Raw genomic sequence first — 25,676 nt, 5'->3', positions numbered from 1 at the left:
TACGCTTGCCTAGGTAAGGGGTTTAGGTAGGCGTTCATCCAATAGCTGATGCAACGCACTGGTCGCTGGCCAGTTGCGTAGGAAGCGGGCGCGATCGCGCGCATACGCTGGCGCGAAACCGGCCTGGCTGCCGTGCTGCTGCATGGCGTCCAGGTCGATCATCCACCACTGGCCCTGCTCCCAGAACAGGTTATGGGCCTTCAGGTCGCCATGGCTTATACGTTCGGCGATCAGCCTTGAAAACAGCATATCCAGCGCCTGCAGTTGAGGCTCCGGCACCTTCGCGTCGTCCACATGGGCACTGAAGCACTGCATCAGGTCCGGGCCCTGAAGGTGTTCGGTGACCAGGTAGGCCACACCGCGCAACCCTAAGGTTCGGGTTTCCAATACACCCAGCGGTTTGGGCGTCGCAATGCCCAGAAAGCGCAGCCGTTGTGCTTCGACCCATGAATGCCAGGCACGGCTAGGGCGCCAGAAACGCTTGAACCAGTGCCCCACTCCTTTGATGTTGTAGCGCTTGATGAGCAATACACGGTTGCTGACGGTGACCTGTGCCACCGTGGCCGCGCCGCCGGTTTTGTACATATGCCCCTGTTCGATCAGTGCATCGGCTTGAGCCAATACGGGCAAAATAGCCGCTTCCTCGTCGCGAGGCATGGCTTGCAACTTGGAAAGCCCACGCTCGACGCTGAACAGGCTGCAATCGCGACCGGCCTTGTTCAACAAATCGTGCAGGCGCCAATCACGCACTTTTGCAATGTGCTTTTCCAGGGCTTCAAGCGGCAGGGCGTGCTCGCTGTTGCTCAGCAGGTAGTACACCAGCAGTTCTTCGAGGAAGGGGTCGAATGCCTGTGGCAGCTGAGCGAAAAACACGCCCAGGTTTTTCAATACCGCGTCCCGGGACAATGGCTGCCCTGGCTGCTCTGCACGGACCCCACCGCCGTCTACCACGTACACCTGGCCGTTGTAGCGCAGCAAGTTGTCCAAGTGCAGATCCTCTTGCCAGAGGCCTTTAAGGTGTAGCCGAGCAATAACGTCAAGGGCCTCTGTCAGCACTTCCCGCTGGGCATCCGCCAGCACAGGCAGCGCCGCTACCTCGGCCCAGGCCGCAGCGAGACTTTGTGCGCCTTCGAGGAATTCGAACAGTAACCATCCGCCTTCACCCTCGCGCAGGCCCTCCGCCAGTAGCGTGGGCGTGGGCACGCCCTGAGTTGCCAGCGACCTGGCGCCGTCCCGCTCACGCTGAAACTGCCGAGCTGCACGCGGCCCCACCAGCAACTTGGCGAGCACAGCCCGGCCACGCCATACCGCAGCGCCTACATAACGCTGCCCTGGCAACACCCTGAGCAGCGTCAGCAATTGCAACTCAGCCGGCCCGGCGGCGTCCGCCAGCGGTAGCGTAAGGGGCAACGCAGGAGTACGCCCGATGCGCGCCAGTTGCTGCAAGTTCATCAACGTGCCTCCTTGTGGCGACGGCGAACAACCAGTTGCTCCAGCCAGTCGGTGACGGACCGGTCCATGGTCGGTACCTGCAGGTACGTGGCAAGGAACCCACGAATGTCGGCCTCGGACCACACCGTTGCCCGCCGCAGCAATGGCTCCAGATCGCGAACCCGATCACGCTGACCAAGCCAGGCCCGTCGGGTTTTTTCAAGGTCGATCAACCGCGCCTCGAAGCCCTCGCCTTGACGCTGCAGAAAAATATGCTTGGGGTAGAAGCAACCGTGTACTAACCCGGCTGCGTGCAACTGACGCGCTAACACGCCACAGGCCTGTAACAGGGCGGCCCGGCGTGCGGGTGCCAGCACGGGCCACTGGGCAAGCCAGGCCCCCAGCTCACTCCAGCCGTCCAGTGCCCGCGTCAGCAGCATCGCCTGCCACTGCCCCGCCTGACGGCGCTGGGCAAAGTAACTGGCTTCCAACGCAGGTACCGCTGCCTGGTGATAGAGGCGAATGTTGCGGAACTCGCGGGCAACCGTGGGCTCACCCAACGGGTGGCGCAGGCTGCGGATCAGGTAGTTGTCTTGACGCTTGAGGTAATAACCTTGGGTGCCCAGGTCCAGGCGGAACACTTGGCTCCAGCCGCCACGCCCCACGTTGGCCTCGTCCACGGCGGTGAGCGGCAGCGCCCACAGGGCGTCGAAGGCCGTCAAGCCATGACTGGCCAGCACAGCCTCATCGTGCGCCGCGATAAACGGGGTCATTCGCGGCCCTCGAAAAAATTGACGACGTGCCGGATACGTTTTTTATCCGAGGCATTGAGCCGTTGCCGACCCCGGTATTGCAGGTAGAACCGCAATCGCTGCGTAGCCGAGAGCTGGTACTTGGCCACTTTATCCAGGCAGGCCAAGTCTTTGATGATCCGGTAGCGGAGCATGAAGCCCCACCAGAACGCCCCGTTTGGGCAGTCAATGAGATAGACCACGCCTTCGGCATCTACCAGCAAGTTACGCCACTTCAAGTCGTTATGGGTGAAGTGGTGGTCGTGCAGGTTACGGGTATGGCGCGCGAGTTGCTGGCTGACATGGCTCACCCACTGCCGATCGCGCAGGCGAGGGTCCGCGTTGCGAACCAATAGCCACAGGTCTTCGCTGGCTGGCAGCTCACGGGTAATCATGGCACCACGCTCGAACGAGCCGTTTTCGCGTTCCAACCCAAAGCCCACCACCTGCGCGGTAGGTATGCCCCATTTGGCGAACCGTTTGAGGTTCTGCCATTCAGCCTTGACCCGAGGCTTGCCCAGATAGCGGCGCAGGCCCTTGCCTGCACTGATGTAGCGCTTTACGTAATAGGCCACGCCGTCGTGCATCACCCGCACCAGCTCGGACATAGGGTCTCGGGTGAGCTGTTCGCCTTTAAGCGCGAAGACCGCATCCAGGCTACCGAACACCCCCGCCAGATTTTCGTAGCCTGGGTCTAGATTCCAACCTGCCATCAGAGTGCATCCCCGTAACGCTGCTTGCGCGCGTACAACTGGCCCGCCTTGCGTTCAAGCGCTGCCAGCAGGGTGGCCTCGTCACGCAGGATCTGCCGCAGCGGGCGCTGGAAGTACACACGCAGGAACCGCAGCGTGTCACGCCGCGTAAGCCCGATATCCAAGGCTGAGAAATACAGCGCGGCCAAGTCCTTGTTCCGCCAGCGGGGGGTGATGCGAGCACGGGTGTGTGCCCGGTGCAGGTCAATCACCGACAAGCGGAAATCCTGCGGGTCAAACGCCCGGTCGGTGTGCAGTAGAAAATGACAGATGTAGCAGTCCCGGTGGTTGACACCCGCACGGTGCATGCCGCCGACCATCTCGGCAACGCGCTGGATCAACGCCCACTTGGTACGCGGGGCCGGCGGGTGACTGCGCCAGTCGAGGCTGTAGTCTTCCAGGCTGACCGTGGGGGCGAGTTCTTCCGTGACAATGAACGAATGTTGCGCGGCAGGGTTGGCGCCCCGCTCGCCATAGGCCACGGCCGTCATCGTTGGCACACCCACTTGATGCAAGCGCTCGATGGCAGTCCACTCTTGCCTTGCGCCCAGTACCGGGAGTTTGGCGCTGAACAGGTTTTTGAACACTTCCCCCCACCCGATACCCCGGTGGATCTTCACGAAGTAGCCCCGGCCTTCGACTTCGGTACGCAAGGTGCGCCGGCCTTCGAGTTCGCGGTACACCTGGCCCTGCAGGGCTTCTACCGCCTGGAAAGGGTCCTTGCCTGACCACAGGCGAGAGAAGGGCTCGGCCAGCATGACTTTCATGCGTCACGCTCCTGCAGAATCACATCCGCGGCGTGCTCGGGCATGCTGTAAAGGTCTGCCGTGTCGGCGAAGGCCAAGCCGTTGCGCGACCAGTGTGCGCGGCGCTCGTCGTCTTCCAGCACACGCTGAAGGCTGCGGTTGAGCGCGCTCTGATCGAAGGGCTCGGGAATCACCACGCCGGCGTCGGCCTTCTCGATATAGTGGGCATAGCCGCACACGGCCGTCACTACGACGGGCAGGCCGGCCACTACGGCTTCAAGCAGCACGGTGCCGGTGTTTTCGTTATAAGCCGGATGAATCAGCACATCGGCGCCCAGCAGGAACCGGGGTATGTCACTGCGACCCTTCATGAACCGGACATGCTCATTGAGGCCCAGGGTGGTGCTCTGCAACTGAAACACCTTCGGGTCATCCTGGCCTATCACGAACAGCCGCGTGCGCTGGCGCAGGGCCTCGGGGAGTGCCGCCAGCGCCTTGAGCGTACGGTCAACGCCCTTGGTCTTGAACCCGGAGCCTATCTGCACCAGTAAACGGTCCTCTTCGCCCAAGCCGAATTCCTCACGGAACGCGGCGCGCACATCTGCGGCATTGGCGGGTGCTCGGCGATCTTGTGAGATGCCCGGCGGCAGCAGGTGAAAACGCCCGGCAGGCGTACCGTAGTGCTTCACGAACAACGGCTGCTGCACTTCGGAGATCATCAGGATCTGCGTAGGCGCGCTAGGCGCGAACACCGCGCGCTCATAGTCGGCAAAGTGCCGGTAGCGTGCCCACCGTCGGTAAAGGGGGTTACGCAGCGTCTGGGCTTTGTCTTCGAAACAGCCATCGGCAGCGTAATACACGTCCAGCCCGGGCATTTTGTTGAAACCGATAAGCCTGTCTACCGGGCGGCGGGCGAGGTCCGCATTCATCCAGGCCGTGAGTTTTTCGTTTCGTCGATGGTTGAACAGCGCTTTAACGGGCGCCACCAGCACGTCGAAGCCTGCCGGCACCTCGCCCTCCCAGATCAGTGTGTACACCCGTATCTGGTGGCCCCGCCGCTGGCATTCAAGGGCAATGCGCATGAAGTCGCGCTGCAAGCCGCCGAATGGGAAGTATTTGTAGAGTACGAAAGCCAGTTGCATTAACGCAGGTCCTCGGCCAACAACAGTGCGCTCAGGCGTCCTGCCACTCGCTCCGGGTTCACGCGGGTGAAGCACAGTGGCCACTCACGCTTGATGTCGTGCCGGCGCAAGTCTTCAGGCGTCGGCGTGTACGTGCAGTTTTTCTGCAGGCAAGGCGCGCACGGCCAATCACTGGCCAGGTGTACCTGAGCCTGCCCATAGGCGCCCGTAAGGCCCGGATTGGTGGGGCCATAGACCGACAGCGTAGGCACATCCAACGCGGCGGCCAGATGGCCGAGCCCCGTATCCACGGCCACACAGGCCCGCGCCTTGATCAATACTTCGGCTACGCCAGCCAGGTTGAGCTTAGGCAAGACGGCGACATTACTCAGGCCTGCGGCTATGCGGTGAGCCCGGCGAAACTCCGCTTCGTTGCCCCAGGGCAGGCGCACGCCGATGTTGGCCAGGCCCAGCCGCTCGGCCAGTTCGCGCCAGTAGGCTTCTGGCCAATGCTTGCTGTCCCAGGTGGTGCCATGAAGAAACACCACAAAAGGTATGGCATGAGGCACCGCCAATTGCCGAGAGCGGTTAAGGCCATACTGCCCGAGGGTTTGCGGCAGGTCATAACCGAGCGCAAGTGCGAACAACTGGCGAACACGCTCTACCGCATGCTGCCCGCGCGCCACGCCCAACTGGCGGTCATAGAAGTGGGACGCAACGGGTTCACGAGCGGACGCTTTGTTCAAGCCGGCCACGGGCGCGTTCACGTAGCGGGTGAGCCAGGCGCTTTTGAACAGCCCCTGAGCGTCGATCACCAGGTCATAGGTGTGCTCACGCATCTGTTGCTTGAAGCGGCGCCATTCCCCACTTCTTACCGTCTGCCACAGGCTTTTGCGCCATCGGCGGATGGCCACGGGTATCACGCGGTCCACGGTCGGGTGCCAGGTGGGGAGCTCAGCGAAACCTTCTTCGACCACCCAGTCGAAGCGGATCCCCGGAATCGCCCGCGCTGCGTCGGTGAGCGCAGGAAACGTATGGATAATGTCGCCCAGGGAAGACGTCTTGATTAGCAATACCCGCACTTAGTCCGCCTCTGCCGTCAGGTGAACGGCCGTAGGCCCTTCCATGCCTTTGAGGGCATCCACCGCACGCTGGGGGTCAAGCTGGCGCAGGCAGTTATAGTGACCAAAGCGGCAGGTACGCTCAAAGCAGGGAGAGCAATCCAACCCCAGGCGCACCACGGCTACCTGCTCAGCCAGAGGCGGCGTGAAGGCCGGGGACGTTGAGCCGTAGATTGCCACCAGTGGCCGATTGAGCGCCGCCGCCACATGCATCAGGCCGGAATCATTGGACACCACCGCACCCGCGCACGACATCAAGTCAATGGCTTCGGCCAGGGAGGTGTCACCGCACAGATTGACCGCCTCTTCGCGCAGCCCAGGGATCAGGCGCTCGCGAATCGCTTCGGCCACGGGCTGGTCTTTTTTGGAACCGAACAGCCACACTTGCCAGCCTTGGCGGATACGGGCTTCGGCAACATCCGCGTAGTGCTCGGCAGGCCAGCGCTTGGATTCCCCAAACTCCGCCCCAGGGCACAGCGCCAATACGGGCTGATCGAGAGTAAGGCCAAAACGTGCCAGGGCCGCATCGCGGCTGGCTGGCTCGATGCGCAGACGGGGTTGCGGGTAGGGGGCAGGCAGCGCTTCGCCTGGCGCAAACGCCAGGGCCATGAACCGCTCGATCATTAAGGGGTAGCGGTTTTTATCCAGCACCCGCAGGTCGTTGAGCAGCCCGTAGCGAAACTCACCTTTCCAGCCGGTGCGCCGAGCGATGCCTGCGAAAAAAGGCACCAGCGCGGACTTGAGCGAGTTGGGCAGCACAATGGCTTGGTCGTACTGCCCCTTGAACGAGCGGCCTATCTTGCGACGCGTTGCCAGGTCGAATGCCCCATGGCCGAGCGGGAAGCTCAAGGCGCGGCGTACCTGGGGCATGCGTTCAAGCAGGGGCCGGCTCCACTCAGGGGCAAGCACGTCGATCTGGCAGTCGGGATGGCGGGCCTTCAGGCACTGAAACAGCGTCTGGGCCATCACCATATCGCCAACCCAACTCGGCCCGATGATCAGAATTCTCATGGGTATTCCGCAAACGATCGGGGAGGCCGGCGCCTCCCCTTGGATTTTCGTACAGGGCGTAACGGTTAACCTGGCGCGTGTTCCAGGTGCTTGCCCTCATGCCAACCCCAGTTCGGCCCATAGGCGCATGACTTCACGGCGCTCGGTCACGAACTGGTCACCGGCGATCACTACGGCCTGCTTTTGCAAGGCCCGTCGGTGTGTAACGGCGCGATACGCCTTGTAGGCCTCGCGCAAGAGGCTGGCATCGGCTTGGGCCATCAGGCCTGCCTGCTCCAGCCCTTCGAGAATACGGATATTGTCGGTGTAGCGCAGCAGCATGGGGTGTTCGTGCGACCACGCCAAGGCCGCGTATTGCACCATAAATTCAATATCGACGATACCTCCGGCGTCCTGCTTGATATCAAAGGGCGATTGCGCGTCGAAGGCCGTAGGGCCGCGGCCCGCCCCTGTCGCCCGAGTACCCAGGTTATCGCGCATCTTGGCACGCATCTGCGACACTTCCTGGCGCAGCAAGGGCAGGTCACGCTCACGCTGCAGCACGCTGGCACGAATACATTCAAAGGCGGTGGCGACATTGGGATCACCGACCAGTACCCGAGCACGTACCAAAGCCTGGTGCTCCCACGTCCAGGCTTCCTGCTGCTGGTAACGCTCGAATGCACTCAACGCGCTCACCAATAGCCCGGCCGCGCCGGAGGGGCGCAGGCGCATGTCCACGTCATACAACTGGCCGGAGTTTGTCTGAGCGGTTAGCAAATGAATAATGCGCTGGCCCAACCTCGTGAAAAACTGAGCACCGTCGATCGGCTTGGGGCCATCGGTCTCTGCCAGGCCATCCGCGTCATGGATGAATACCAGGTCCAGGTCCGAACCGTGCCCCAACTCAAGGCCACCCATCTTGCCGTACCCCAAAATCACGAACCCTGGGTCGCACGGCTGGCCATCGGCAGACGTGGGCGTGCCATGGCGGGCAACGCTCTGACGCCACGCCAGGGCCAGCACTTCGGCCAAAATGGCCTCGGCCAGCCAGGTGAGGTAATCGCTCACTTTCATCAGCGGCAGGGTGCCTGCGATCTCAGCAGCCGCCACGCGCAGGTTATGCGCCAACTTGAAGTGGCGCAGCGCCTCCATTTGCTGCTCGAGGTCGTCTTCCGGAATACGCGCCAGCCGCTCGCGCAGTTCGGCGGCCAGCTCTGGGGCCAACGGGGGATGAAACAGCCGTGCTTCATTGAGCAGCTCGTCCAGCAGCAAGGGGAAGCGGGTCATTTGCTCGGCGATCCACGGGCTGGCCGCGCACAAGGTAAGCAACTGGCGCAGCGCGCCTGGGTTTTCGGTCAGCAGCACCAGGTAGGCCGAGCGCCGGGCAACCGCCTCGACCAGTGGCAGCACCCGTTCCAGCACCAGGTCTGGCTCGGCATGCTCACTGGCCTGGGCCAACAGGCGAGGAATAAAGGCATCCAGCCGTTCACGCCCCATGCGCTGCATGGCCCGTAGCTGGTTGCTGCCGCGCAGGCTGGCCAAGCGCTCTAAGGCCTTGGCCGGGGCGACAAACCCTGACTCGCTCAGTTGCAGGCAGGCGGCTTCGTCGTCTTGGCGTTCTTCCCACAAAGGCAGCCATTCGGCGCCCACCACCACATCCCCGTCGCCTTCGTCTTCATCCGGGTCGGCGATGATGCCGCGAAAGTGCCAGTCGATACGCTCGCGCCATTGCGCCAACGCGGCGTGAAAGGCATCCCAGCCCTCAGCGCCCATCATGAAGGCCACGCGTGCCTGGTCCAGCGCCGTTTCAGGCAGCATCTGCGTCTGACGGTCACCAATGGCCTGAAGGGCATGCTCGGTATAGCGAAGGTATTCATAGCCTTCGCGTAGCTCGCTCACGGCGTCAGCCGGCAGGTAGGCCTGGCGCTCTAGCGTTGAAAGTACTTGGAGCAGGGGCCGTTGCTGCAAGCTGAGGTCACGGCCGCCGTGGATCAACTGGAAGGCCTGGGCAATGAACTCTACTTCTCGAATGCCGCCTGCCCCTAGCTTGATGTTGTCCGCCATGCCCTTGCGGCGCACTTCCTGCTGAATCAGCTGTTTCATGGTGCGCAGGGCTTCGATGGCGGAAAAATCCAGGTACCGGCGGTACACGAACGGCCTGAGCAGGTCGAGGAGTTGGGCACCGGCGGTTTGGTCGCCCGCCACCACCCGTGCCTTGATCATGGCGTACCGCTCCCAGTCACGGCCTTGGTCCTGGTAATACTGCTCCAGCGCATTGAAGCTGAGCACCAGCGCCCCCACCGACCCATAGGGCCGCAGGCGCATGTCCACGCGAAACACAAAGCCCTCGGCCGTGACCGGGTCCAGCGCCTTGATCAACCGTTGCCCAAGGCGGATAAAGAACGCCTGGTTGTCTTCCGAGCGCCGCGCGCCACGGGTTTCGCCGCCCTCGGGGTAGGCGAAAATAAGGTCGATGTCCGACGACAGGTTAAGCTCGCCCGCGCCCAGCTTGCCCATGCCCAGTACGATCAGTTGCTGAGGTGTGCCTGAGTGCCGGCCCGTCGGGGTGCCGAACGTCTGGCAGTGGCGGGCGTACAGCCACTGGTATGCCTCGTCGATACACGCATCGGCCAGGTCCGAGAGGTCCTGGCACGTGCCACGCAAGTCGGTCAGGCGCAGCAGGTCGCGCCAGATGATTCTTATTTGTTGACGGGTGCGCTGACGCCGTAACGCAGCGCCCAGTGCCTCTTCGCTCTCACATCCAGCAATCGAGGCCTGTACCTGCTGGCGCATCGTGCCCGGCGCGAAGTCACGCTCAAGCTCGCCGCTCTGGATTAGCGATGCCAACACGGCAGGGGCTCGCATCGTCTGCTCGAACACGAAGTCACTGGCGGCGCACACGTGAGCCAACGGGTCTTTATGTGGTGAGAGGGTTTGCTCAGCGCCGGGGCTCAACGCGGCAAAGGCTTCTTCTATGCGGGCAACACGGGATGTGGCAGTTACCTGCAGTACGTCGGGTAAGGGGATCAGCGCGGGACGGCTCATGGTCTATCCTTGAGGTCGCTTACACGCGGCCACGGCAGGCACGGGGAATACCGTGCGGGTGAACAAACGGCCCAACAAAGGTTGGAAATAGCTGAAACCCGTTCAATTTTGGCATTGGCCATCAAGGGTAACGGTTCCGATGCTCTTTTTTAATGTAGTGAAGGCGATAGACCCGCACGCCACTGCGGCACTTTGTCGCTAACCTCATGGGCTTTCCTGTTGTCCCCGGCACCGCGAAGCATGAAATGAATGCCGATTTGTAGTAAAACTACAGGACACCGGGCCCAACCGACCGGTGATCCAAGAATTCATGTCGTCTGCCCACAAGGCCAGTCGCAAAACTCAGGTCATCGATTCTGGTGGCCTTTCCGCCCTGGAGCAAGCCATGCAAGACCTCGATCCCGTCGAAACCCAGGAATGGCTGGACGCCCTGGAGTCGGTTCTCGACAAAGAAGGCGAAGACCGTGCTCACTACCTGATGACCCGCATGGGCGAATTGGCCACCCGCAGTGGTTCCCAACTCCCCTACGCCATTACTACGCCGTACCGCAACACTATTCCCGTGACCCACGAAGCGCGCATGCCTGGCGACCTGTTCATGGAACGCCGCATCCGCTCGCTGGTGCGCTGGAACGCGCTGGCCATGGTCGTTCGTACCAACCTCCGGGACCCGGACCTGGGCGGGCACATTTCCAGCTTCGCCTCAAGCGCGACGCTCTATGACATCGGCTTCAACTACTTCTTCCAGGCCCCGACCGACGAGCACGGCGGCGATCTGGTCTTCTTCCAGGGCCATGCCTCGCCAGGCGTCTATGCCCGTGCCTTCATGGAAGGGCGCATCAGCGAAGAGCAAATGGACAACTTCCGCCAGGAAGTAGACGGCCAAGGGCTGTCCTCCTACCCGCACCCCTGGCTGATGCCTGACTTCTGGCAATTCCCTACGGTATCGATGGGCCTGGGCCCGATCCAGGCGATCTACCAGGCCCGTTTCATGAAGTACCTCGAAGCGCGTGGCTATATCCCGGCCGGCAAGCAGAAAGTCTGGTGCTTCATGGGCGACGGAGAGTGCGACGAGCCCGAATCCCTGGGGGCTATCTCCCTGGCGGGCCGCGAGAAGCTCGATAACCTGATCTTTGTCATCAACTGCAACCTGCAGCGCCTCGACGGCCCAGTGCGCGGTAATGGCAAGATCATCCAGGAACTCGAAGGCGTGTTCCGTGGCGGCGGCTGGAATGTGAACAAGGTGGTATGGGGCCGTTTCTGGGACCCCCTGCTGGCCAAGGACACCCACGGTATCCTGCAACGCCGCATGGACGAAGTCATCGACGGCGAGTACCAGAACTACAAAGCCAAAGACGGCGCGTTCGTGCGCGAGCACTTCTTCAACTCGCCAGAACTCAAGGAAATGGTCAAAGACCTGTCCGATGACGAGATCTGGAAGCTGAACCGTGGCGGCCATGACCCCTACAAGGTATACGCGGCTTATCATGACGCGGTGAACAACGACAACGGTCAGCCTACCGTGGTCCTTGCCAAGACCATCAAGGGGTATGGCACCGGCGCCGGCGAAGCGAAAAACACGGCCCATAACACCAAAAAAGTGGACGTGGACAGCCTGCGCAAATTCCGTGACCGCTTCGACGTTCCGGTTCGCGACGAAGACCTCGAAAAGCTGCCGTTCTACAAGCCAGAGCCTGGCAGTGCCGAAGCCAAATACCTCAGCGAGCGCCGCGCCGCCTTGGGTGGTTTCGTACCACAACGCCGCGCCAAGAGCTTCAACGTCCCGGTGCCACCGCTAGATACCCTCAAGGCCATCCTCGATGGCTCGGGCGACCGCGAAATCTCCACCACCATGGCGTTCGTGCGCATCCTCACCCAACTGGTGAAGGACAAAGAGCTAGGCCATCGTATCGTCCCGATCATCCCGGACGAAGCACGTACCTTTGGCATGGAAGGCATGTTCCGCCAGCTTGGTATCTACTCGTCCGTAGGTCAGCTGTACGATCCCGTGGACAAAGATCAGGTAATGTTCTACCGCGAGGACAAGAAGGGCCAGATCCTCGAAGAAGGCATCAACGAGGCCGGCGCCATGTCGTCGTTCATTGCTGCCGGTACCGCGTACAGCACGCATAACCAGCCCATGCTGCCGTTCTACATCTTCTATTCGATGTTCGGCTTCCAGCGTATCGGTGACCTGGCCTGGGCCGCGGGTGACAGCCGTACCCGTGGCTTCCTTATAGGCGGCACCGCAGGCCGTACCACCCTGAACGGCGAAGGCCTGCAGCACGAGGACGGCCACAGCCACCTGATGGCCGCGACCATCCCGAACTGCCGCAGCTACGACCCTACCTATGGGTACGAGCTGGCTGTCATCATCCGTGAAGGCATGCGCCAGATGATGGAAGAGCAGCAGGACATCTTCTACTACATCACCGTGATGAACGAAGCCTACACCCAGCCTGCCCTGCCGGCCGGTGCTGAAGAGGGCATCGTCAAGGGCATGTACCTGCTCGAAGACGATACCCGTGAAGCGGCGCACCACGTGCAGCTGCTGGGCTCGGGCACCATCCTGCGGGAAGTGCGCGAAGCCGCGAAGATCCTGCGCGATGACTTCAACGTAGGTGCGGACGTGTGGAGCGTTACCAGCTTCAACGAACTGCGCCGTGATGGCCTGGCCGTAGAGCGTAGCAACCGCCTGCACCCTGGTCAGAAGCCTGAGCAGACCTACGTTGAGCAGTGCCTGACCGGCCGTAAGGGCCCGGTGATTGCTTCCACCGACTACATGAAGCTGTTTGCCGAGCAGATCCGTCAGTGGGTGCCGAGCAAGGAATTCAAGGTCCTGGGTACCGATGGTTTCGGTCGTAGTGACAGCCGCAAGAAGCTGCGCCACTTCTTCGAAGTAGACCGTCATTTCATTGTGCTCGCTGCCCTGGAAGCCTTGGCAGACCGTGGTGAAATCGAGCCCAAGGTCGTGGCCGAAGCCATTACCCGGTTCGGTATCAACCCTGACAAGCGCAACCCCCTGGACTGCTGAGGAGAACATTCGTGAGCGAGCTTATTCGCGTACCCGACATCGGCAGCGGTGAAGGGGAAGTTATCGAGATTCAGGTAAAGGTCGGCGACCGTATCGAAGCCGAGCAGAGCCTGGTAACGCTCGAGTCCGACAAGGCCAGCATGGAAGTGCCGGCCCCCAAGGCGGGCGTAGTCAAGGCCATCAAGGTAAAGCTGGGGGACCGGCTGAAAGAAGGCGACGACCTGCTCGAGCTTGAAGTAGAAGGCGCTGAGCAGGCACAGGCACCTGCCGAACAGGCAGCTGAAGCCGCACCGGCCGATGCCCCGGACAATGCTGAACAAACCCGCCCATCGGCACCTGCCGCAGCGGCTGACAACAGCGCACAGGGCGCGTCTCAGGATATCCATGTGCCAGACATTGGCTCGTCGGGTAAGGCGCAGATCATCGAAATCCAGGTAAAAGTAGGCGACACGGTTGAAGCAGACCAATCGCTCATTACCCTGGAATCGGACAAAGCCAGCATGGAGATTCCGTCACCTGCTGCGGGTGTGGTCGAGAGCATCAGCGTCAACCTCAATGATGAAGTAGGCACTGGGGACCTGATTCTCACGCTCAAAGGCTCAGGCTCGAACGCTGCTCCGGCCTCTGCCGGGTCGGCACCTGCGCAGGCCCAACCGGGTGCGGCCCAACCGGATGCGGCCCAACCCAAGGCTGCTGAACCTGCTGCGCCAGTGGGCGATACCGTGAAAGACATCCACGTGCCGGATATCGGTTCGTCGGGGAAGGCCAAGATCATCGTAGTGCTGGTCAAGGCTGGCGACACCGTCGAAAAAGACCAGTCGCTGATTACCTTGGAGTCCGACAAAGCCAGCATGGAAATCCCCTCGCCTGAGGCAGGGGTGGTCGAAAGCGTGATTGCCCAGCTGGAAAGCGACGTAGGCACCGGTGACTTGATCCTCAAACTCAAGGTCGCAGGCAGTGCACCCGCCCCGGCTGCAGCGCCCGCAACGGCTGCCAAGGCACCTCAGGAACAGGCACCCGCTGCCAAGCCTGCTGCCACCCAGGCGCCTGCGGCCGCACCTGCCGCCCCAAGCGGCAAGGTACACGCTGGCCCAGCGGTTCGTCTGCTGGCCCGCGAGTTTGGTGTAGACCTGGCTCAGGTCAGTGCTACCGGCCCGCACGGCCGCATTCTTAAAGAAGACGTGCAGGTTTATGTAAAGGCCATGATGGGCAAAGCCAAGGAAGCGCCTGCCGCTACCTCGGCCGCGACGGGTGGAGCAGGCATACCGCCGATTCCGGTGGTGGACTTCAGTCGCTTCGGCGAAGTCGAAGAAGTGCCTATGACTCGCCTGATGCAAGTGGGCGCCGCCAACCTGCACCGCAGCTGGCTGAACGTACCGCATGTCACGCAGTTCGATCAGGCTGACATCACGGAGCTGGAAGCCTTCCGCGTAGGCCAAAAGGCCGTTGCCGAAAAAGCCGGTGTGAAACTTACCGTATTGCCCCTGCTGCTCAAGGCCTGTGCGTACCTCCTGAAGGAATTGCCAGACTTCAACAGCTCGTTGGCGCCTAGCGGCAAAGCGATCATTCGCAAGAAGTACGTGAACATCGGCTTTGCGGTAGACACACCTGATGGCCTGCTGGTACCGGTCATCAAGAACGTCGACCAGAAGAGCCTGCTGCAGCTGGCGGCGGAAGCGGCAGCGTTGGCCGAAAAAGCCCGTACCAAAAAGCTGGCGTCTGACGACATGCAGGGTGCCTGCTTCACCATCTCAAGCCTCGGTCACATTGGCGGTACCGGCTTTACGCCTATCGTCAACGCACCCGAGGTGGCCATCCTTGGGGTGTCCAAAGCGGCCATGCAGCCGGTTTGGGATGGCAAGGCCTTCCAGCCGCGGCTGATGCTTCCATTGTCGTTGTCGTATGACCATCGGGTAATCAACGGCGCAGCGGCTGCTCGGTTCACCAAGCGGCTGAGCGACGTACTGACGGATATCCGTACCATGCTGCTGTAACGGCCTGTGTTCTTCTGCGCATCACGTGCATTAGAACTTCAGGTACCTGAGCCCCGCTTCGGCGGGGCTTTTTTTATCCCTCGCTGGGCCGGCCCCTGCTTTCAGTCAATAACCTGCCATGATGCACTCACTCCTTTGACGCCAATGAAATGTCAACTATAGTAACGATCGGCTGCGCCCATAGCGGAACGCTTCGCTGTGTAAAAAAACCGACGTGTAGCGAGCAAGATGAAGGCATAAAGCCATTGCCTCTCTTGTAAGCAAGGGCGCCATGATGCAACCTTGCCGAACGTGACATCGCTATCCTATAGCCTGTACACCCCGTACTTCTTGAAGCGAGCTCTCGATGAAAAGCCACCCGGACGCTGCCACTCGCTTGGCGGCTGAGGTCGTTACTCAGCTACCGGTGCCATCGCGCCTGGGTATGTTGCGTTTCGAGCGGCTTAACGAGGCAAGCTGGGCCATGCTTTACCTGGACCCTTCTTGCGAAAAAGAGCTGGGCACGTCGGCGGCCGAAATGTGTGCGCTTATAGGCTCGCCTTACGCAAGCCTGATGGAGCCGGAAGCGCGCTATGAGCTTCACGACGCAGTTCAAAGGCAACTGGCGAACCGCGCCCATTATCTGGTGCGTTACCTACTGCACACCCCAGCCGGCCCGCTCCACGTTCTGGAAGTAGGCGAGCCCTATAAGCAGCACAACCGTTCGCTGATGCGCGGCTACCTGCTGATCGTAGACCCGCCCTTCGGTGACAGCCCTGCCCCGTCTGCCCAAGCGCCTGATGACCAAAACGGCCGCTTGAAGATCGCCCTTGAGCTTAACCAACGTGCGCAGCGCGAGCAGCTCCAGCACCTTGAGCGGGTGCGCGCCCAGCAGCACCTGATCCTGAGCCTGGCACGTCAGCGCTATACCACCACCGACCCTCTGCGCGAAGCGGCCGAACTCATTACCCGCAGCGCTTGCGAGATTTACCAGATCGTTGGGGCAAGTATTTGGCACCTGGAAGGCCAAAGGCTGGTGCCTATCGTTGCCTATAACGCCAATAGCCAGGCCTACCACCTGCCAGCACCTATCGATGCCAGCCGCTACCCCGACTATCTCGATGCCCTTCACCGCAGCCGGGCCGTGGATGCCAACAAGACCCATGCCCAGCACACAGGGCCCAGCCTTGCGATTGCTTCACGGCGCAGCGGTGCCGGCTCGCTACTGGATGCCAGTATTCGGGTAGATGGCCAGGTGGTAGGCGTGCTGTGCCTGGAAGCCAGCGACCTTGAGCGTGCATGGGCCTCTGACGACGTCGCCTTTGCCGGTGAGCTGGCTGACCAGTTCGCCCAGGTGATTACAGGCCATAACCGTCGCACAGCAGCCAGCGCCCTGCACCTGTTCCAGCGTGCGGTGGAGCAAAGCGCCAACGCGTTCTTGTTAGTGGACTGCAATGGCGTGGTGGAATACGTCAACCCAAGCTTTACGGCCATCACCCAATACACGCCTGAAGAAGTGCATGGCCACCGATTGTCAGAGCTGCCAGCCCTGGAAAACCTCAGCGAGTTGCTGTTCGATGCGCCCTCCAGCCTGGCCAAGAGCAACAGCTGGCAAGGCGAATTCAAGAGCCGACGCAAGAACCTCGAACCCTATTGGGGCCAGCTGTCCATTTCAAAGGTGTTCAACGATCACCGTGAGTTGACGCATTACATAGGCATCTACGAGGACATCACACAATCCAAGCTTGCCCAGCAGCGCATCGAGCGGCTGGCCTATACCGACAACCTCACCAACCTGGGCAACCGCCCGGCTTTCATTCGCAGCCTGGGCGACCGCTTTGCTGTGGATGTAGACACCCCCCTGGCGCTGATGCTGGTGGACATCGACAACTTCAAGCGGATCAACGACAGCCTGGGGCACCACACCGGCGACAAACTGCTGATCAGTCTGGCGCGACGCTTGCGCAATAGCCTGGCCCCGTCTACCACCCTGGCACGTTTTGCCAGTAACGAATTTGCCGTATTGCTGGACGAAACCAACCCTGAAGCCGCCCGACAGCTAGCGCTGCAAGTACTCAGTACCCTCGACAAACCCATGTTCGTGGACAACCAGCTGATTAACGTCACCGCATCGGTAGGCTTGGCGTGCGCCCCGCTGCATGGCCACGACCCACAAACCCTGATGAAGAACGCAGGCCTTGCTTTGCATAAGGCAAAAGCCAATGGCAGGCACCAAGTGCAGATGTTTACCGAGGTACTGAACGCCGAAGCCAGCTACAAACTGTTCGTGGAAAACAACCTGCGCCGCGCGCTGACCCAGAACGAACTGGAAGTGTTCTACCAGCCTAAGTTGTGCCTGCGTTCAGGCCGACTGTTGGGGATGGAGGCTCTACTGCGCTGGAACCATCCGGAAAAAGGCATGATCCGGCCCGATCAGTTCATCAGCGTGGCCGAAGAGACAGGGTTGATTATTCCTATAGGGAAGTGGGTGGTGCGCCAAGCGTGCCGCATGAGCAAGCACCTGACCGCACAAGGCTACGGCCCGCTGCACGTGGCTATCAACCTGTCCCCCAAGCAATTCTCCGACCCTGATCTCGTGGCCTCCATCAGCCAGATCCTGACCGAAGAGCGACTGTCGCCAGCACTGCTGGAGCTGGAATTGACCGAAGGCCTGTTGCTCGAAGCCACTGAGGGTACCCGCACGCTGCTTGGGCAACTCAAAGGTCTGGGGCTGTCCTTGGCGATGGACGACTTTGGCACCGGGTATTCTTCACTCAGCTACTTGAAAAAATTCCCGATCGACATCATTAAGATAGATCGAAGCTTTATCAATGATATTCCTACCAGTCAGGACGACATGGAGATCACGTCGGCAGTGATTGCCATGGCCCACAACCTCAAGCTGAAAGTCGTCGCCGAGGGCATCGAGACCGCCGAGCAGCTTAGCTTCTTGCGCCGCCATCGGTGCGACGTGGGCCAAGGATATCTGTTTGACCGCCCTATCCCGTCCGCCAGTTTGGTAAGCGCACTCAAACGCTACCCGCGCGGCCCCCTAGCCTGACAGTACTGCCCAGCTAAGGCACAGGCCTGTCATCATGTTCATGCGGAGAAACCCATGGTCCTGCGCTCGGCAATTCTAGTAAACAAAAACGACCTGCCTACTGCGCAACAAGCGCTACCCGGTCGCGAAACCCCTATGGCTGTTCCGGCCGAGCATTTCGTCAACGGCCATCCATTGGAGGCGCCGTTCCCACAGGGGTATGAAGTTGCCTACTTCGGCCTTGGCTGCTTTTGGGGTGCTGAACGCCTCCTCTGGCAGCAGCCCGGCGTCTACACCACGATCGTGGGATACGCTGGCGGCTTTACGCCCAACCCGACTTACGAAGAAGTGTGCTCTGGCCTGACCGGCCACAGTGAGGTTGTCATGGTGGTGTTCGACCCACGTGAAACCAGCTATGACGCACTGCTGAAAGTGTTTTGGGAATCCCACAACCCGACACAGGGCATGCGTCAGGGCAACGACATCGGCACTCAGTACCGCTCGGTGATTTTCACTACCAGCGAAGCGCAATTGCATTCAGCGTTGAGCAGCCGTGAGATCTTCCAGGAAGCGTTGCGCAACGAGGGGCATGCGGCGATCACTACCGACATTCAGCAAGCGCCTACTTTCTACTATGCAGAGGCCTATCACCAGCAGTACCTGGCCAAGAACCCGAACGGCTATTGCGGGATCGGCGGCATGGGCGTGTGCATGCCGCCCAGCCTGCAAGAGAATTGACCCTAGCGAGCCCAAGCAGCGAGGTATAAGCCTCGCGCGCTTGGCCTAAGCCCCCTGATCGGGGATGGGCCATTCCATACGCCAACTGCCTTGGGTCTGGCCGAGCAACTCGGCCAGCCAGGGCAGCAACGCGTTTAAGTCCTCCTCAAGCCCCCACGGCGGATTCGCAATTGCCAAGCCAGATCCATTGAGCTGGCCTTCGGTGTTGGCCGGGTGCACGAACAACTCCGCCCTCAGTAACTTAGGCGAGCCTGTGCTGGTGAGTTCCTGATAGAAACGCCGTAGCCCTTTGTCGTCCTTGATGGGGTACCACACCATTACGACCGCCTGTCGCATGCGCGCGATGGTTTCTTTTATGGCCTTAGTGCAGCGTTGAAGCTCGTCGGGCTGCTCGAACGGTGGGTCGATCAGCATCACCGCTCGTTTTTCTGGCGTAGGCAGCAATGCCCTGGGGACATGCCAGCCCTCGCCCCGGTGAACTGCTACGCGGGGGTCACGCTTCATATTCTCCTTAAGTGCAAGGCCGTCATCCGGGTGCTTCTCGTTGAACTGAAGGCTGTCCTGCTGACGGGCCAAGCGCCGCGCCAGCTCTGGCGACCCCGGGTAGTAACGTAAATCCCCATCCGGGTTGAGCTTGCGCAACACCTGAAGGTACTCCGCTGCCAGCACCGGCGGCTGCTCGGCCTGCCATAGGCGAGCGACGCCCTCCAGGTACTCACCCGTGCGGGTAGCCTGGTCCCCTTGCAGGTCATACAGGCCAACGCCTGCGTGGGTATCGAGATAAGCGAACGGCTGCTCTTTGCGCTTCATCAACGCGATGAGGCGGCTGAGCACCACGTGCTTGAAAACATCGGCATGGTTGCCGGCATGGAAGGCGTGACGGTAATTCATGATGGCTCCTGCAGGGCCCAGGAGTTTACCGCGCACTGGCCCCTTAGCCAAAGCCGAGGGGCCAGGAGGCTATCAGCCGCGCTCGGCGCGCCAGGCCCGGTCGGCCACCTCGAATTGCTGTTTCATGCTCTCGCTTGCGCAGCCCTGACGGCTCACCAGCACAATGGCCAAGCTCGATAGCACGAAGCCGGGGATGATCTCGTAGATGGCCTTCATCACCTCGGTGATGCCCAGGCCTTGAAGCGCCTCAAGACCGGCGATCAGGTTCCACAGCAATACCGTTGCCGCGCCCGTTGCAATACCTGCCAATGCGCCGTTGCGCGTAGTGCCCTTCCACATCACCGAGAAAATCACCAGGGGGCCAAAGGCGGCGCCGAAGCCGGCCCAGGCGTAGCTTACCAGCCCTAGCACCTTGCTCTGCGGGTCTGCGGCCAACGCGATGGCGATCAGGGCGACCAGCAGCACCATGGCACGCCCCACCCAGACCAGCTCACGCTGGGAAGCCGCCTTGCGCAGGAAGTGACGGTAAAAATCTTCGGTCAAGGCGCTGGAACAGACCAGCAATTGGCAGCTCAGCGTACTCATGACCGCGGCAAGAATGGCGGACAGCAGCACGCCGGCGACCCAGGGATTGAACAGTAGCTTGGTGAGCTCGATGAAAATGCGCTCGGGGTTGTCCCCCAAAACATCTGCGTGCTCAGGGTGCGCACCGAAATACCCTATGCCGAAAAAGCCCACGCCACAGGTACCGATCAGGCACAGGATCATCCAGGTCATGGAAATACGACGCGCCTTGGTAATGGACCTGACCGAGTCGGCTGCCATGAAGCGCGCCAGAATGTGGGGCTGACCGAAATACCCCAGCCCCCAGGCCAGCAACGACACGATGCCGATCACGGTGGTGCCACGGAACAGGTCGAAGCTGTTCGGGTTCAGGTTTTCGATGTGCATGAAGGTGGTGTCTACCCCGCCGGTCGCCAGCAGGATGGCGATGGGGGTGAGGATGAGCGCGAACAGCATCAGCGACGCCTGGACGGTGTCGGTCCAGCTCACCGCCAGGAACCCACCGATAAAGGTGTAAGCGATGGTCGCAGCGGCGCCTACCCAGAGGGCAGTCTCATAGGGCAGGCCGAAGGTGCTCTCGAACAAGCGTGCCCCCGCAACGATGCCCGAGGCGCAGTACACCGTAAAAAACACCAGAATCACCACTGCAGACACCACGCGCAGCAAGCCACTTTGGTCATTGAAGCGCGACGCGAAGTAATCGGGCAGGGTAAGGGCGTCGCCGCTATGCTCGGTATGAATACGCAGGCGGCCTGCGACCAGGCGCCAGTTCAGGTACGCGCCAATCATCAGCCCAAGGGCCACCCACATTTCAGACAGGCCACTAATGAAGATGGCGCCTGGCAGGCCCATGAGCAGCCACCCGCTCATGTCAGAGGCGCCCGCAGACAATGCAGTGACCATGCCACCTAGGCGACGCCCGCCCAGGATGTAATCAGAAAGGTTGCGCGTAGCGCGCCAGGCCAATAGGCCGATCAACAGCATGACGCTGATGTACACCATGAAGGCGATTAGGGTGGGGTTGCTCAAGCTCATTCGGCGGGGGCCCTTTTTATTGGAGGTGCACCTTGGGTTGCACCCTGAGCGGGCATCCTAGGTAGGCTTGCCCTCTCCTTTCAAGACGGCTTTAGCGCTTTAGGAATAGTCCTACAAACATTTCAGCAGTTCTTAGCGCATATTTCGCATAGGGCGCTGATTCCTACTGCATAAACGCCTCATACCGCTTAGGAAATAGTTCAATTATTTGGGTTGCACCGGGTTGCACCCTCCTAAGGCGCCGGATAATCTTGAGCCACGCATAAGCCACGTGACCGTGGTAACCCAATGAGGACAACTACAATGGCGACGACCACCCTTGGGGTCAAACTTGACGACCCAACCCGCGAGCGCTTGAAAGCTGCGGCGCAGTCCATTGACCGCACACCGCACTGGCTAATCAAGCAAGCGATCTTCAATTACTTGGAGAAACTCGAGGGTGGCGCGTCCCTGACCGACCTGGCCAGCGCCGCGAATACACCGGGCGATGACGTGGAAGAGGCGCCCGTAGAGCCTGCCCATCAGCCGTTCCTGGAGTTCGCCGAAAGCATCCTGCCGCAGTCGGTGCTACGGGCAGCCATCACCGGCGCCTACCGCAGGCCCGAGCAGGAAATGGTGCCCATGCTGCTTGAGCAGGCACGTCTGCCTGCCCCTATGGCCGACGCTGCCAACAAGCTGGCCGCAGGTATTGCCGAGAAACTCCGCAACCAAAAGAACGCCACCGGCCGAGCCGGGCTGGTGCAAGGGCTGCTGCAGGAGTTCTCGCTGTCTTCCCAAGAGGGCGTTGCCCTGATGTGCCTGGCCGAAGCGCTGCTGCGTATCCCGGACAAAGGCACGCGTGACGCACTGATCCGCGACAAAATCAGCAATGGCAACTGGCAGCCACACGTGGGCAACAGCCCTTCGCTGTTCGTCAACGCTGCCACGTGGGGGCTCTTGCTTACGGGCAAATTGGTCTCTACCCACAATGAGGCCGGCCTGACGTCCTCCTTGAGCCGCATCATCGGCAAGCGCGGCGAACCCATGATCCGCAAGGGCGTGGATATGGCCATGCGCCTGATGGGTGAGCAGTTCGTGACTGGCGAAACCATTGCCGAAGCGCTGGCGAACGCTACCAAGTTCGAAAGCAAAGGCTTCCGCTATTCCTACGATATGCTGGGCGAGGCTGCACTGACCGAACACGATGCGCAGAAGTACCTGGCGTCGTACGAGCAGGCGATCCATTCCATCGGCAAAGCGTCGCACGGCCGCGGTATCTACGAAGGGCCAGGCATCTCCATCAAGCTGTCTGCCCTGCACCCTCGCTACAGCCGCGCTCAGTACGAGCGGGTGATGGAAGAGCTGTACCCTCGCCTGCTGTCATTAACCTTGCTGGCCAAACAGTACGATATTGGCCTGAATATCGACGCCGAAGAGGCAGACCGCCTTGAGCTGTCCCTCGACTTGTTAGAGCGCTTGTGTTTTGAACCGCAACTGGCGGGCTGGAACGGCATTGGCTTTGTGATCCAGGCCTACCAGAAGCGCTGCCCCTATGTCATCGATTACGTGATCGACCTGGCACGCCGCAGTCGCCATCGACTGATGATTCGCCTGGTAAAAGGCGCCTACTGGGACAGCGAGATCAAGCGCGCCCAAGTCGAAGGCTTGGAGGGCTACCCGGTCTACACCCGCAAGGTGTACACCGATGTCTCTTATGTGGCCTGCGCCCGCAAGCTGTTGGCGGCCCCAGAAGCGATTTATCCGCAATTCGCGACCCATAACGCTCATACCCTGGCAGCCATCTATCAGATTGCAGGGCAGAACTATTACCCCGGCCAATACGAATTCCAGTGCCTGCATGGCATGGGTGAACCCTTGTACGAGCAGGTGGTGGGCAAGATTGCCGATGGCAAACTCAACCGCCCCTGCCGTGTCTACGCACCTGTTGGCACCCACGAAACCCTGCTGGCCTACCTGGTACGTCGTCTGCTGGAAAACGGCGCGAACACGTCTTTCGTCAACCGCATTGCCGACCACTCCATTTCCATTCAGGAGCTGGTGGCCGACCCCGTGATCACCATCGAGCGCATGGGTACTCAGGAAGGCGCCTTTGGTCTGCCACACCCCCGCATCGCGCTACCGCGCGACCTGTATGGCCGCGAGCGCACAAACTCGGCCGGTATCGACCTGGCGAACGAACACCGCCTGGCGTCCTTGAGCAGCGCTCTGCTGGCGACCGCTCACAATGACTGGAAGGCAGAGCCCATCCTGGGCTGCGAAGCGTCCAAGGGCAGTGCCCAACCGGTACTTAACCCGTCAGACCACCGTGACGTGGTAGGCCATGTACAAGAGGCCGAGGTGGCGGACGTAAACGCCGCGATTCAGTGCGCCCTCATCAACGGGCCTATCTGGCAGGCCACGCCCCCCGCCGAGCGCGCTGCTGTCCTGGAGCGCGCCGCCGACCTGATGGAAGCGCAGATCCAGCCATTGATGGGGTTGCTGGTTCGCGAAGCGGGAAAAACCTTCACCAACGCCATCGCTGAAGTACGCGAAGCCGTAGACTTCCTGCGCTACTACGCTGTGCAGGCACGTCATGATTTCAACAACGATGCCCATCGCCCATTGGGGCCAGTGGTCTGCATCAGCCCCTGGAACTTCCCTCTGGCCATCTTCACCGGTCAGGTGGCGGCAGCCCTGGCGGCGGGCAACCCGGTATTGGCCAAGCCGGCCGAACAAACGCCCTTGGTGGCGGCCCAGGCGGTGCGTTTGCTGCTGGAAGCCGGCATTCCCGAAGGCGTGCTGCAATTGCTGCCGGGCCGTGGCGACACCGTAGGTGCCGGGCTGGTGGGCGACGAGCGCGTTAAAGGTGTGATGTTCACAGGTTCCACTGAAGTTGCACGGTTGCTGCAACGCAACATTGCCGGCCGGCTGGACCCACAGGGTAGGCCGATTCCGCTGATCGCCGAAACCGGCGGGCAGAACGCAATGATCGTGGATTCCTCTGCACTGACCGAACAGGTGGTCATCGACGTGGTGTCCTCTGCCTTCGACAGCGCAGGCCAGCGCTGCTCAGCGCTGCGCGTACTGTGCCTGCAAGAAGACAGCGCAGACCGTGTGATCGAAATGCTCAAGGGCGCCATGGCCCAAGCCCGCCTGGGCAACCCCGAGCGGTTGGCCGTGGACATTGGCCCGGTAATCGACGCCGAGGCCAAGGCCGGTATCGAGCAACACATCCAGGCCATGCGTGAGAAAGGCCGCACGGTGTATCAGGTTGCCATTGCCGAGGCTGCCGAATGCCGTCGTGGCACCTTTGTGACGCCCACCCTGATCGAATTGGAGAGCTTCGACGAACTCAAGCGCGAGATCTTCGGGCCGGTGCTGCATGTGGTTCGCTACAAGCGTACTGCGCTGGACACGCTGATTGGTCAGATCAACGCCTCCGGCTATGGCCTGACGTTGGGCGTGCACACACGCATCGATGAAACCATCGCCAAGGTCACTGAGAACGTCAACGCTGGCAACGTGTATGTGAACCGCAACGTCGTGGGCGCCGTGGTTGGCGTGCAACCCTTTGGTGGCGAGGGGCTTTCCGGCACCGGGCCCAAAGCCGGTGGGCCGTTGTACCTGTACCGTTTGCTGTCCACGCGCCCCCTCAATGCCCTGAGCCGCACCTTCGAGCGCATGGACACCGCCGCCCCGGATGCGCGCGCGCGCGATGCTTTGCTCTCGCCGCTGAGGGCCCTGCAGGCATGGGCTCAAAGCACTGAGCACAGTGAGCTTGCGCAGCTGTGCGCCCAGTTCGCCAGCCAGTCCCAGAGCGGGGTAGCGCGCCTGCTGCCCGGCCCTACCGGTGAGCGCAACAGTTACGCCATCCTGCCACGCGAGCACGTGCTCTGCCTGGCAGATACCGAAGCAGATCTGCTCTCTCAATTGGCCGCGGTACTGGCCGTTGGCAGCCGGGCAGTGATGGTTGAAGGTGAGCCTACCCGCACCGTCTTCGCCCGCCTGCCCAAGGAGGTACAGGCCAGGGTGCAGGTGATTGCGGACTGGAAACGTGATGAGGCGGTATTCGAGGCAGTCATTCATCACGGTCATTCCGATCAGTTGCAGGCCGTGTGTGAAGCGATTGCCTCACGTGGCGGCGCCATCGTGGGGGTACAGGGCTTGCCGACAGGGGAAACCAACATAGCGCTCGAGCGCTTGGTGATCGAGCGGGCGGTCAGTGTGAACACAGCCGCCGCAGGCGGCAACGCCAGCTTAATGACCATCGGCTAACCTTGTTGTTGTGCAAAACGGCCCGGTAACCCCAGGCCGTTTTTGTTACTAACCCTTACAGAACAGAACGTTTTTAAAAGTGACGCGTTTTGACATAAGGCCGAAGTAGCAGGTTAGAATCCGTTGGCACGTTCTCTGCACGTGCTA

Annotated in this window: 15 protein-coding genes; 5 read left to right on the top strand and 10 right to left on the bottom strand. The window is 61.1% G+C overall.

The window, feature by feature from the left end; translation table 11 throughout:
- Window positions 1-9: 9 nt before the first annotated feature.
- The 8 genes from AC4LE2_RS01785 to glnE all read right to left on the bottom strand — a co-directional run bounded on the left by AC4LE2_RS01785 (window position 10) and on the right by glnE (window position 10,000).
- Window positions 10-1,452, bottom strand: a complete 1,443-nt coding sequence (locus AC4LE2_RS01785) for a lipopolysaccharide kinase InaA family protein (RefSeq protein WP_491823753.1) — start codon at window positions 1,450-1,452, stop codon at window positions 10-12.
- Window positions 1,452-2,204 (bottom strand): lipopolysaccharide kinase InaA family protein, encoded by a 753-nt coding sequence (locus tag AC4LE2_RS01780; protein ID WP_491823751.1) that lies wholly within the window; start codon window positions 2,202-2,204, stop codon window positions 1,452-1,454. Before AC4LE2_RS01780 ends, AC4LE2_RS01785 begins: the two co-directional genes overlap by 1 nt.
- Window positions 2,201-2,935 carry a lipopolysaccharide kinase InaA family protein gene (locus AC4LE2_RS01775; RefSeq protein WP_491823749.1) on the bottom strand — a complete coding sequence of 245 codons (735 nt, stop codon included), beginning with the start codon at window positions 2,933-2,935 and terminating at the stop codon, window positions 2,201-2,203. The genes AC4LE2_RS01780 and AC4LE2_RS01775 overlap by 4 nt, the downstream gene beginning before the upstream one ends.
- The gene (rfaP, locus tag AC4LE2_RS01770; protein WP_491823747.1) at window positions 2,935-3,741 is read right to left on the bottom strand and encodes a lipopolysaccharide core heptose(I) kinase RfaP; all 807 of its coding nucleotides are present in this window, start codon (window positions 3,739-3,741) and stop codon (window positions 2,935-2,937) included. Before rfaP ends, AC4LE2_RS01775 begins: the two co-directional genes overlap by 1 nt.
- Entirely contained in the window at window positions 3,738-4,862 is a 1,125-nt protein-coding gene (locus tag AC4LE2_RS01765) for a glycosyltransferase family 4 protein (RefSeq protein WP_491823745.1), read from the bottom strand. Before AC4LE2_RS01765 ends, rfaP begins: the two co-directional genes overlap by 4 nt.
- Window positions 4,862-5,923, bottom strand: a complete 1,062-nt coding sequence (waaC, locus tag AC4LE2_RS01760) for a lipopolysaccharide heptosyltransferase I (protein WP_491823744.1) — start codon at window positions 5,921-5,923, stop codon at window positions 4,862-4,864. Before waaC ends, AC4LE2_RS01765 begins: the two co-directional genes overlap by 1 nt.
- Entirely contained in the window at window positions 5,924-6,973 is a 1,050-nt protein-coding gene (gene waaF, locus AC4LE2_RS01755; protein WP_491823742.1) for a lipopolysaccharide heptosyltransferase II, read from the bottom strand.
- Window positions 6,974-7,069: 96 nt separating this feature from the next.
- Window positions 7,070-10,000, bottom strand: a complete 2,931-nt coding sequence (gene glnE / locus AC4LE2_RS01750; protein WP_491823740.1) for a bifunctional [glutamate--ammonia ligase]-adenylyl-L-tyrosine phosphorylase/[glutamate--ammonia-ligase] adenylyltransferase — start codon at window positions 9,998-10,000, stop codon at window positions 7,070-7,072.
- A 385-nt stretch (window positions 10,001-10,385) separates the two neighbouring features.
- On the opposite strand from glnE, the gene aceE reads away from it, so the two are divergent.
- From aceE to msrA, 4 genes are all read left to right on the top strand, one after another.
- Window positions 10,386-13,034 (top strand): pyruvate dehydrogenase (acetyl-transferring), homodimeric type, encoded by a 2,649-nt coding sequence (gene aceE, locus AC4LE2_RS01745; protein ID WP_491823738.1) that lies wholly within the window; start codon window positions 10,386-10,388, stop codon window positions 13,032-13,034.
- 11 nt (window positions 13,035-13,045) lie between these two features.
- On the top strand, window positions 13,046-15,028 hold the full coding sequence (gene aceF, locus AC4LE2_RS01740; RefSeq protein WP_491823736.1) for a dihydrolipoyllysine-residue acetyltransferase: 1,983 nt from the start codon (window positions 13,046-13,048) through the stop codon (window positions 15,026-15,028).
- Between the two features lie 346 nt (window positions 15,029-15,374).
- Window positions 15,375-18,068, top strand: a complete 2,694-nt coding sequence (locus AC4LE2_RS01735) for a sensor domain-containing phosphodiesterase (protein ID WP_491823734.1) — start codon at window positions 15,375-15,377, stop codon at window positions 18,066-18,068.
- 54 nt (window positions 18,069-18,122) lie between these two features.
- On the top strand, window positions 18,123-18,785 hold the full coding sequence (gene msrA / locus AC4LE2_RS01730) for a peptide-methionine (S)-S-oxide reductase MsrA (protein ID WP_491823732.1): 663 nt from the start codon (window positions 18,123-18,125) through the stop codon (window positions 18,783-18,785).
- A gap of 45 nt (window positions 18,786-18,830) precedes the next feature.
- On the opposite strand, the gene AC4LE2_RS01725 is transcribed toward msrA, so the two are convergent.
- Both AC4LE2_RS01725 and putP read right to left on the bottom strand, forming a co-directional pair.
- A complete protein-coding gene (locus AC4LE2_RS01725; protein WP_491823730.1) occupies window positions 18,831-19,676 on the bottom strand; it encodes a 23S rRNA (adenine(2030)-N(6))-methyltransferase RlmJ in 846 nt (281 codons plus the stop codon).
- Between the two features lie 72 nt (window positions 19,677-19,748).
- Window positions 19,749-21,275 carry a sodium/proline symporter PutP gene (gene putP / locus AC4LE2_RS01720; RefSeq protein ID WP_491823728.1) on the bottom strand — a complete coding sequence of 509 codons (1,527 nt, stop codon included), beginning with the start codon at window positions 21,273-21,275 and terminating at the stop codon, window positions 19,749-19,751.
- Between the two features lie 303 nt (window positions 21,276-21,578).
- Between putP and putA the strand changes: the two genes are divergently transcribed.
- Window positions 21,579-25,529 (top strand): trifunctional transcriptional regulator/proline dehydrogenase/L-glutamate gamma-semialdehyde dehydrogenase, encoded by a 3,951-nt coding sequence (putA, locus tag AC4LE2_RS01715; protein ID WP_491823726.1) that lies wholly within the window; start codon window positions 21,579-21,581, stop codon window positions 25,527-25,529.
- Window positions 25,530-25,676 lie beyond the last annotated feature (147 nt).

Source organism: Pseudomonas sp. 9.3L (assembly GCF_058536285.1).
This window is presented reverse-complemented; position numbering and strand designations above follow the sequence as displayed.